This window comes from Mycobacterium sp. E1715 (genome assembly GCF_001667625.1).
In the GTDB taxonomy this organism is placed as follows: Bacteria; Actinomycetota; Actinomycetes; order Mycobacteriales; family Mycobacteriaceae; genus Mycobacterium.
Window position 1 is genome coordinate 1 of the sequence record NZ_LZJJ01000214.1, and the last position, 584, is coordinate 584.

General features: G+C 68.7%; 1 protein-coding gene. It reads right to left on the bottom strand.

Going from position 1 to position 584, the window contains the following annotated elements; translation table 11 throughout:
- Nucleotides 1–584 (bottom strand): cutinase family protein (locus tag A9X03_RS11795; protein ID WP_082974477.1); only part of this gene is annotated, 584 nt, incomplete at both ends.

Consider the following 584-nt stretch of genomic DNA (forward strand, 5'->3'; position numbering starts at 1 on the left):
GTCGAGGTGGCTGGAGGCGAAGGCGACGCCCTTGTCGATCATGGCGCCGTCGTCGGCGTAGGTGTTGTGGGCGGAGAAGTTCATGCCGTCGGAGCAGACCGGGTCTTCGGTGGCGCAGACCTTGATGGTCTTGTCGGCGAAGGTGGGGCCGATGACGACGGGGGGTTCGCCGAGGAAGTTCATGGCGCGCACGTTGGGCATGCCGAAGAGCACGACCGAGGACACGTGGCTGGCGACCGTGGGGTCGAGGGGCTTGGGGACGGTGTTGGGGTCGATGCCGTCGGGTACCGAGGGGGAGGTGACGAAGCCCATGACGGCTGCGCCCTGGGAGTAGCCGCCGAGCACCATTTTGGTGTTGGGGCAGTCGTGGGCCATCGAAACGACGTGGGCGCCAGCGTCTCTGACGCCGTCGATGCCGGTGTCCCACTGGTCGCTGGCGGGGTAGTTGACCGGGTAGACGTCGAACGACTTGGCGCCCACGCGCGAGTGCAGCGCGTCGACGAAGGCCTGGCCGGTGGGCCCGACTCCGGGGGCTTCACCGGTGCCGCGGGCGAACACCACCTGCACGTCCGGACACTGCGCGG